Source organism: Halorubrum ezzemoulense DSM 17463 (assembly GCF_002114285.1).
Classification (GTDB): domain Archaea; phylum Halobacteriota; class Halobacteria; order Halobacteriales; family Haloferacaceae; genus Halorubrum; species Halorubrum ezzemoulense.
This window is the reverse complement of the sequence record NZ_NEDJ01000095.1, coordinates 1-9312: the sequence shown is the minus strand read 5'-3', so window position 1 is coordinate 9312 and position 9312 is coordinate 1. Positions and strand designations below refer to the sequence as shown.

7 protein-coding genes and 2 pseudogenes are annotated in these 9312 nt (G+C 58.6%); 3 read left to right on the top strand and 6 right to left on the bottom strand.

The window, feature by feature from the left end; all coding sequences use genetic code 11:
* The first annotated feature begins 858 nt into the window (after positions 1 to 858).
* The 3 genes and pseudogenes from B9H04_RS16475 to B9H04_RS19535 all read left to right on the top strand — a co-directional run.
* Positions 859 to 2082, top strand: coding sequence for an IS701 family transposase (locus B9H04_RS16475; RefSeq protein ID WP_049933526.1), 1224 nt, complete (start codon positions 859 to 861; stop codon positions 2080 to 2082).
* 261 nt (positions 2083 to 2343) lie between these two features.
* Positions 2344 to 2640 (top strand): annotated as a pseudogene (locus tag B9H04_RS19695) (PAS domain-containing protein); the annotation flags it as partial.
* A gap of 629 nt (positions 2641 to 3269) precedes the next feature.
* Positions 3270 to 3379: pseudogene (locus B9H04_RS19535) on the top strand (IS6 family transposase); the annotation flags it as partial.
* An 86-nt stretch (positions 3380 to 3465) separates the two neighbouring features.
* On the opposite strand, the gene B9H04_RS16465 reads toward B9H04_RS19535, so the two are convergent.
* The 6 genes from B9H04_RS16465 to B9H04_RS16440 are packed head-to-tail and all read right to left on the bottom strand — an operon-like array spanning position 3466 to position 9074.
* The gene (locus B9H04_RS16465; RefSeq protein ID WP_049933174.1) at positions 3466 to 4242 is read right to left on the bottom strand and encodes a sugar phosphate isomerase/epimerase family protein; all 777 of its coding nucleotides are present in this window, start codon (positions 4240 to 4242) and stop codon (positions 3466 to 3468) included.
* Between the two features lie 25 nt (positions 4243 to 4267).
* Entirely contained in the window at positions 4268 to 4939 is a 672-nt protein-coding gene (locus B9H04_RS16460; RefSeq protein ID WP_049933176.1) for an HAD family hydrolase, read from the bottom strand.
* Entirely contained in the window at positions 4936 to 6087 is a 1152-nt protein-coding gene (locus B9H04_RS16455; RefSeq protein WP_049933173.1) for an ABC transporter ATP-binding protein, read from the bottom strand. The genes B9H04_RS16460 and B9H04_RS16455 overlap by 4 nt, the downstream gene beginning before the upstream one ends.
* Positions 6084 to 6971 (bottom strand): carbohydrate ABC transporter permease, encoded by an 888-nt coding sequence (locus tag B9H04_RS16450; protein WP_085682867.1) that lies wholly within the window; start codon positions 6969 to 6971, stop codon positions 6084 to 6086. The genes B9H04_RS16455 and B9H04_RS16450 overlap by 4 nt, the downstream gene beginning before the upstream one ends.
* Positions 6971 to 7858: a carbohydrate ABC transporter permease gene (locus tag B9H04_RS16445; protein WP_049933170.1), complete on the bottom strand. Its 888-nt coding sequence runs from the start codon at positions 7856 to 7858 to the stop codon at positions 6971 to 6973. The genes B9H04_RS16450 and B9H04_RS16445 overlap by 1 nt, the downstream gene beginning before the upstream one ends.
* 1 nt (position 7859) lies before the next feature.
* Positions 7860 to 9074, bottom strand: coding sequence for an ABC transporter substrate-binding protein (locus tag B9H04_RS16440; protein WP_179231094.1), 1215 nt, complete (start codon positions 9072 to 9074; stop codon positions 7860 to 7862).
* Positions 9075 to 9312: the final 238 nt, after the last annotated feature.

Sequence of the window (9312 nt, the reverse complement as noted above, 5' to 3'; positions counted from 1 at the left end):
ATAATATATCTTTGTCTTATAAAAACTTGTCATACGGTTAATTGAACCGGCTGATTCATCAGTAATGTCCCAAGCTACTCACCCATGATGTAGACACGTTCTCTCGAATGAGTCAGGGCCCCATTTGGAATAATAACGAATTCTTGTGCTGATTACACGCTCTATGCCGGGAACTCGCCAAGGCGGCTTCATTCGAAACATCACGACTGACGCGGGCGGGGACTCTCAGGCAGGTTGTCCGTCCATCGTTACGGACTGACAGTTCACTTCTAATCGGATCGCCGGCGATCCGCCATCGCTTTCCTCGATCCAAATTTCGATCCCTGCGTGGTTTGGGTCATCACACGGGAGATCCGGGTGTTCAAACCCTGGCCAGTCACGTTCAAACCGAGTCCCATCAACTGTCACGACGACGGTATCGGGCTCATCCGATGCGGGGAATGTAGCGTCCTCATCAGCTTCATTACTATTTGAGAGAGTGTATTCGCTTTTGAACAGCGTAGACCCGCCTTCACTGGTGACCGTGACGGTGACCTCACGAGTGAGTTCACGATCACCTAAATACACGCTCACAGTGTGTGCCCGTTCCGCTGGGTCACCCGAGCCGATTACGGAGCTACACCCAGCCAGACCAACTGTACTAATTGCCCCGACAGAGCCGAGGAGCTCACGCCGCTACATTGACCTGTGTCACCCCCGTTATCCGCTGGATGTAATTACGACAACCCGAGTCATCTGGAATGGAATACACCTGTCCAGTGAACACCATACAGGAGTCAACAAAGGCACTATTCCAAATACTACTCCTCAGCTTTGAACGTTGAAGTAGGATCGTGACGTAGGCGGTAGCGAACACGGATGATGCCGATTACGGACTTATTGTCGTGCACGCGTGTATTCGACGAGTTCGAGTCGCTGTCACCCGCACAACGTCAGCACGCGAAAACCTACGCCACAGGTCTTGTTGCGGCCAGCAACAAGACCGTGGCAGGCATCGCACGCGAGGTCCTTCCAGCTGGAGACAAACGCGCTCTCAACAAGTTCCTCACCGAGTACGACTGGGACGAACAGCAATTTAACCACGAACGTCTCGAAGAACTTCAAAAACACGGCGAAACACGTTGGTCGAAGGATGGGTACATCATCCTCGACGACACGATCACCGAGAAAGCCGGGGACGAAGTCCCCGGCGTCGGACACTTCTATGATCACGCCGAAGGTGACACTGTCTGGGGCCAAGACCTCATCTACGCCTTCTACGCTGACGACAAAACTGCCTACCCACTCACTTTCCGCCTCTACGAAAAACAGGACGAAGATGACCAAAACCACGACACCAAGTACGATCTCGCCCGTGAGATCGTCACCGAACTCGGAGACGAGGTAGGTGTCCCGGCGGACACCTACCTCTTCGACTCGTGGTTCGCTCACGATTCTGCCCTCGTCCAACACATCGAATCCTACGGCAAGGACTGGATCGGCCCGCTCCGGAGCAACCGACAGGTAACCTACGGCGGCGAAGAGATCAGCGTCGATGCGCTGGCAGAGCGCATCGACACCGTCGAGCGTAACGTTGAGGACGAGACCTACCACATCTGGACGAAGAAGCTTCCCGTCTCCCAACTGGGAGACGTGAAGCTGGTCATCGCCGAGAAAGAAACTGACGAAGACGAAGAGAACCCGGTCAAATACCTCGCCACGAACAAGATCGACGCACCGACCGAACACGTGATCCGCTCCTACGGGATGCGGTGGCGCATCGAGACGTTCTTCGAGGACTCAAAGCAGGATCTCGGCTTGGGAGACTGCGAGATGCAGACTGACGAAGGTGCCAGTCGGCACTGGCACCTTCTGATGGCTGCCTACAGTCTCGTTCGTCTTGATCCCGATTCGAGCGCCTTGGGGACGGTTCGCTCGAAAGCGTCATCGCTTCGAGCGAACCTCGAACATTCCCTGAAGGAAGCCGTTTACAACCTGCTCTCGTGGGTTCGAGACAACGATGATCGTGGCGTCGATGAGCTTATGCAAGAGATCGACCACCTTTTCGTTCACTCAACAGCCGACGGTAACGTTCAAAGCTGAGTACTACTCAAAACATAAAGCTGTATTTGTGTGACGCCGTCCCACGAAATAGTGGGACTCGACTGGTCAGATCGGATGTCCCATGCGGGAAGGTAAGTTATAGAATTGCTGAATACTGCTCTGTTGAATAGCGACCTCTGAGCCATGGTGAGACGATGCCGATCTTGAGACCACTAGCGTCAACCGTTAACAAACCGACTCAAATTTTGACCTCCTCGGTCAACACCGCTATTCAACAGAGCAGAAAAAAGTACTGCTGAGAAGATTGAACCCGCAATAAAACAAGCGCTGGATAGAGAATCAGTTGTTTTGGAACTCGAAACTGAGGCCGCTACGGGTGAACGACAGCGCTTCGTTCGGGCTGTTCTTTCGCCGTTGTGGGACGACGATGGAGCGGTTACCGGTGTAGTGGGGTCGGTTCATGATCTTAGCGAGGTTAGACAACGTGAGCAGCAACTTCAGGTTCCTGACCGGGTGCTCCGTCTTGACATCCACCTCCGCGTAAACGCGGAGGAATCCCGAGCGGTGGGAGTTTCAGGTCACAGTCCAATCAGTTGACTACCAGACCTTTCGGGCATAGGTAGTCCCACAGTGTCGGACTGGTGGACTGCTGGCCATGCCAACTGGCCGTTACCCCTATCCTCGGCCGTGTACTGCGTCCCAGTGTTGTTTTTGCCACGGGGACGCCGGCAAGCGTCAACGGACTTGGGGGTATCGTCTGGTTTGTTTTGAGCAGTCGGCACAGACACACCCTTCGAGGATATGGCGTTCACCGACTGCCCTTTCAGATACTGTCGTCCGAGAGACGAAGTCTCTCGTGATCACGAAAATCGAAGATTTTCGAACGACCTCGTTACGCGGGCGGACAGGCCGCCTCCGAAGGACGGTTCGGAATCCGCTCCGTTCCGACCGATTCCTAGCTCTCCATAGAGCGGCCTGTCAGTTAAATCTCTGTCTGTGAAACTCGGTACAGACGTTCGGCTAGTGGATTGCTTCCCACTATGTCGGCTTCATCACCCGCCTGAAAGCGGGTGTATTCACCTTCTAGCCTCTATAACATAAAGAATACGATGAGCGTTGTGAAGTGGAGTACAGAGCTGATTGAACAACAGACAACTGGCCCCGATGTTGTGAACACCGCTGAAACAGTCTCGGAGCACAGTCAGAAGTTGATTGATATGGCTGGGATAGAACGACGAACATCATCGTTTGCGAATAGTTTCAGCAATGCGCGTTAGAGACCGCTCAAAACTGGCTCGAAGCCTTCGCCGTCTACCACAATCCACGTCAAACTTAACGCGAGGCCTCAACCCTGAACCGCGTGTGCGTGTAGGATTCAGGCTCTATTAAAAACTTCAACCGATGAGATATTCTCAATGATGTCTAGAGATACCGCTCCAACTGAGAGCGCGACTCACGGAGGTAGTCGAGTGACTGCGTCCCGACTTCCAGCGAGAGCGTCCCGTGCCAGTCGGTGGGGAACGCCTCGAAGATAGGCCCGAAGTCGAGGTTCCCGGCACCGAACGGGAGGTGTTCGTCCGCCGGCCGACGGGTGTCGTTCAGGTGAACGTGCGAGATGCGGTCGGCGTGGTCAGCGACGAACGCGGCTGTCTCCGTCGGGTCGTGACCGGTTACCCGAGCGTGGCCCGTATCGAGCGTCAGCGAGGTGTCCGTCGCGGCGAGCAATCCGTCGATGTGTTCGATAGTGTACGGGCTTCCGAATATGTTCTCGGCACAGATTTCGACGTGACGTGAGTTACCGTACGCGTTCAGTTTGCTGACTGATTCGTTGATGTACTCGCGGAGCTCCGCGTCGTCCCACGCGACTGACCATGCGGAGGACTCTGGGTGGAGAACGGCCTTTTCTGCCCCCAGTTCGGCCGCGGCATCGATACAGGCCGACTGCGTTTCGACGGCACCGCTGCGGACGGACTCGTAAGGCGATCCGATGTCTGTCGGGAACGGAAGGTGAACGAGTAGGCCGAGGCCGTGATTGTCCAGTATCTGCCGAATCGTCCCGCGATTCGACGTGAGACGCTCGCGGCTGTGAGGCCCGTCCATGAGTATCTCGACGTAGTCGAACTCGCCGTCCCCGGCGAAGCGCAACTGCGGTTCCAGTTCCGATGCGACTGCGGTGACGAAACCGATTCGTGGATTCATATTGATTTGGGTAGCGGACCGTGAATTACTTCGTGGGAAGGCTCGCGAGCTCGGCGAGGCTATCGAGGCGATACGTCGGCCGGATATCGAGACGATACCCGCGGCGATGCGGTCGGTTCACGAACGCGGCGTCGACGCCAGCCGCGCGAGCCGCCGCCACGTCGACACGGCTGTCACCGACGTACAACGCCGATTCGACGCCCAACTCGTCGAGCGCCGCCTCAAGATACGACGGGTCCGGCTTGCGACGTTCCAGTCCGCGAAGCGACGGCTCTCGACCGTAGTACGCTTCGAACATCGCCTCCAGACCGAACTCCGCGACGATGTGTTCGATTGTCGCGTGCTGGTTGTTGCTCACGATCGCCGTCGGGACCGCGAGATCGGCGAGCGTCTCGACATCGTCGTAGAGCGGCTTCTCACCGTCTCGGATCGCCGCCAACTGGCGGGCTGTGCGTTCCGTCTCGTGACGACGCCAGAACGCGTCAGCGTCAACTTCGTACCGCTTGGCAAGCCTGCGCACCGTTTCCACCGAGAGATCGTCGACGAGCGACCGGACGTCGCTCGGTGTCGGGTCGACATCGAACGCCGCGAACGCCCGCTGCGACGCTTCCGTCAGGACCGACTCGTCCGTCGGATAGGTGAGGACGCCGTCGTTGTCGAAGACGATCGCGTTGTACTGCGTTTCGACCCGACTCATGTCGTGTTCCACTGGGCCTCGTGCGCGGGCTGGTCGGTCGACTCCGAGGCGACGTTCTCGGCGGAGTGATAGAACGCGCCCCCGGCCTCGGGGTCAAACAAGTGGAGCCGTTCGGGATCGGCGGTCAACGACAGCACGTCACCGACTTCGACCGCCGACCGCGGCGGAAGGCTCACTTCCATCTCGGTGTCACCGACTGTGCCCCGGGTCAACAGCGAATCGCCGAGCGGTTCGGTGACGGTGACATCCATGCTGAGCGGGCCGTTCATCTCTTGTGACAGGTCCTCGGGCCGGACCCCCAGAACCACACGGTCTCCCGCGTGAGATGTCACAGAGTCGGAGACCGGACTCGGCAACGGAACGCTGTTCTCGCCCCACGTCACGTGGACGGAATCTCCACGCCGTTCGAGCACTCCCTCGACGGTGTTCATACCCGGACTACCGATGAACTCGGCGACAAACCGAGTCGCCGGCGCATCGTACAGCCGCTGTGGCGGTGCGACCTGCTGAATCTCGCCGTCGTACATGACCGCGACCCGATCGCCGAGTGTCATCGCTTCGACCTGGTCGTGTGTGACGTACAGCGTCGTCGTGCGAAGCTGCTCGTGGAGTTCGGCGAGTTCAGCACGCATCTGGACGCGGAGTTTCGCGTCGAGGTTGCTGAGCGGCTCGTCCATTAGGAACACCTCCGGATCGCGAACGAGCGCCCGCCCGATGGCCACGCGCTGTTGTTCGCCCCCGGAAAGCGCTGACGGAGTCCTGTCAAGGAGGTCTTCGATGTCGAGGATCTCGGCCGCGTCTGCGACCCGCTCTGCCACCTCGTCGTCGGTGAACTCGGTGGCCGTTCCGAGACCGAACGTCATGTTTTCTCGAGCGGTCATATGCGGGTACAGCGCGTAGTTCTGGAACACCATTGCGACGTCGCGCGCGGCGGGCGATACGGTCGTCACGACCTCGTCGGCGATCTCGATGGAACCTTTCGTCGGAGACTCGAGGCCCGCGAGCAGTCGGAGCGTAGTCGACTTCCCGCACCCCGACGGACCGACCAAGACGAGGAACTCACCGTCTTTGACGTTGAGGTCGACACCGCCAACGGCGGTGACATCTTCGAAGCGCTTCACCAGGTCTGTCGTTGTGATTCCGGTCATTCTGATAGTCCGAAGGTTTCCAGCAGCGGGCCTCGGAAGACGATGAGCGCCAGCAGCGGCGGCAACCGCGTCAACACGGCGCCCGCCATGATGAGCCCCCAGTCAGTCTGGCCGGCGTTGCCAACCGACTGGAGGTATTTCATGCCGACCTGTACGACCTGTTTGCTCTGATCAGAGACGACGATCAGCGGCCACAGGTACTGGTTCCACGCGTAGATGAACGTGATCACGCTGAGACCGCTTATCATCCCCCGAGACATCGGGATCAGCACTTTCCAGAGGAAGCGGAGCGGACCGACGCCGTCGACTTTGGCCGACTCGACGAGCGAATCGGGGATCGACATGAAGTGCTGGCGGAGGAGGAACACAGCGGTCGCGCTCGCGACGTACGGGCCGGTAAGCGCCAACAGCGTGTTCGTCCACCCCAGTGCGGCCATCATCTCGTATAGGGGGACGATTCGTACCGGAACGGGGAACATCAGCGTGAACAGGATCAGAAAGAAGATCGCGTTCTTGAACCGGAAGTCGTAGAAAACGAGCGCGACCGCGGCGAGGAGGCTCACGGCGATCTTCGCGACGGTGACAACGATAGACATCACTAAGGAGTTGAACATGTACGATGCCATTCCGTACCTGGTGAACACCTCGGCGTAGTTTGCCAGCCCGTCGGTGCCAACACTGATGTCGGTGATATCGTACACTTCGGGAACGGTCTGGGTACTCATTACGAACGCGAGCAGGAGCGGCGAGGCCATCACTAAGACGGAAGTGATGAGGCCGAGATGGACGCGCCACTGCGCCGGGAGTACCTGTGTGTCGGCTATCGCCGACAGCGGTCCGCGCTCTCGAACGTCAGTCGCGATGTCGTTAGTGTCGAGTGACATTAGTAGTGTGCGTAGCGGTCTGAGACGCGCAGTTGGACGAACGTGAGTCCCGCCACGAGCACGAACAGGATCACGGACTGCGCGGATGCGAGACCGAGGTTGTTGAACTGGAAGGCGTCACGGTACAACTGATATATCATCAGGTTGGTGGCGTTCGTCGGTCCCCCCTGCGTCATTAGGTCGATCAGGGCGAAGCTGCCGAAAAACGCGTAGATCGTGTTGATCACGACCAAGAACACCAACGTGGGCGACATGAGCGGAAGGTACACGCGCACCAGTCGACGCCACGTTTCGATTCCGTCGAGCCGACACGCCTCGTTGAGCGACTCAGGCACGTTGTTCAATGCGGCGAGCATGAATATCACGTTGTACCCGACCTGTTTCCAGATCGCCGCCACCGTGACGACGGCGAACCCCTGCCACCCGACGGTGAACCAGTCCAGTTCGATGCCGAACCATGCCTCAAGGTAGTGCGTGTAGATACCAACGCTCGGGTGCGCGAGGAACAGCAGGACCGTTCCTGCGACGGCTGTCGGTAGTGCGTACGGCCAAATCGCGGCGATCAGGTACGCGGCCTTTCCGTCGCTGACCTCGTACAACAGGAACGCGACCAGGAGGCCGACAGCGAGCGATCCGATAACGACGATCACCGCGAACGCCATTGTTAGTCCGACGCTCGTGAGGTACACCTGCGACCCCAACAGGTCGGTGAAGTTCGTCAGTCCGACGAACCGGGTGTTCTGACCGAACAGAAACGTCTGGAAGAAGCTGAACCGGAGCGTCTGTAGCGACGGGTAGTACAGGAACGCGATGATCGCCGCCAGTGTCGGTAGTAGCAGGAGGTACGCCCCCAGCGAACTATCGTACGTGTTCTCGTGTACGCCCATTTCAGTTGCCTTTGCTCTGGATGTAGCTCTGGAGAACGTCGTCGGCCTCCGTCTTCATCTCCTCGAGTTTCGACTCGACGGTGACGTCAGAGTTGATCATGCTGACGTAACCGTCCTGAATTATCGTTCGGACTTCCGAGGCGGGTCCGGCTTGCCAGCCCTGTGTCGCGACGGTCTGTTCCGTCTCCTGAAGCTGGTCGAACGCGGTCTGGAAGTTGGGGTTCTCGTCGAACCAGCCGTCTTCTTCGAGGTACTCGACGGCGCTGTCACTGATCGGGAAGTAGCCGGTGTTCTGGTGCCAGAACGCCTGCTGCTCTGGCTCGGCCAGCCAGAGGAGGAAGTCGGTGAGTCCCTGCCGTTTTTCTTCGGACAGACCGCGGGTCATCCACAGCGATGCGCCCCCGATTACGACGCCGGTGCGTGTGTCGCCGACCGTCGGGTAGTACCCCGTCCCGAGTTCGAATCCGTTCTCTTCGGCTCCCGCCGTCGCCGAAGCAACGCCGGCCGTGGACGAGATCCACATCGCCGTCTGTCCGTTGAGGAACGCCTGTTGTGCCGCGCCCCAGTTGCCGACGCCGGCATGGTTGTACAGGCCGTCGGCATGCATGTCGGCCCACCAGCCAAACACCCGGTCAGCCGTGTCGGTATCCAGGTTGATCTCAGTCGGGTCCCCCGCACGACCGTTCTCTTCGTTCACAAGCGGGACGTTCGCTTCCGCGAACCACTGCTCAGGGAACCATGAGACGTTAGCGAAGGTGATTCCCTGCTCCGCGATCCCCTGATCGACGATCGTCTCGCTCACCTCACGGATCTCGGCTAACGTCGATGGCGGCGATTCGGGATTGAGCCCGGCCTCCTCGAACATGTCCTTGTTGTAGTAGAAGATCGGGTTCGAGGAGTTGAACGGCATCGAATACACAGTGTCGTCGAACGAGTAGTAGTCGATGACTGGGTCCTGAAAGTCTGACCAGTCGATCCGGTCGCTCGGAAGCGCCTCCTCCATCGGGACGAACGCACCGCTGTCGATCGCGAGGCGACTCCCGAGGTCGACGATCTGTGCCAGCTCCGGCGCTTCGCCTGCGCCGATCGCTGAGGTGACCGCGTTCAGCGTCTCGTCATAGCTTCCCTTGTAGCTTGTTTCGACCGTCACACCGGAGGACTGCTCATTGAAATCGGCCGCGAGCGCGTCGACCGTTTCGCCGAGGTTTCCCCCCATCGCGTGCCACCAAGTGATAGTCGTCTCACCGCTGCTTTCGGAGCTCGCACTATTCGTGGAACTGGACGAGCCGTCCGAGCCATCAGCGCCGTCTGAACCCCCTGATGTTGCTCCTAGACATCCAGCGGAAGCAAGGCCGACTGTGGCCGCACCGGTTGTTTGAAGAAATCTACGCCGACCACTGTGTGAGCCGTTCGAATTGACCACACATCGAGGTACATTAGTTTCATATTAAGAT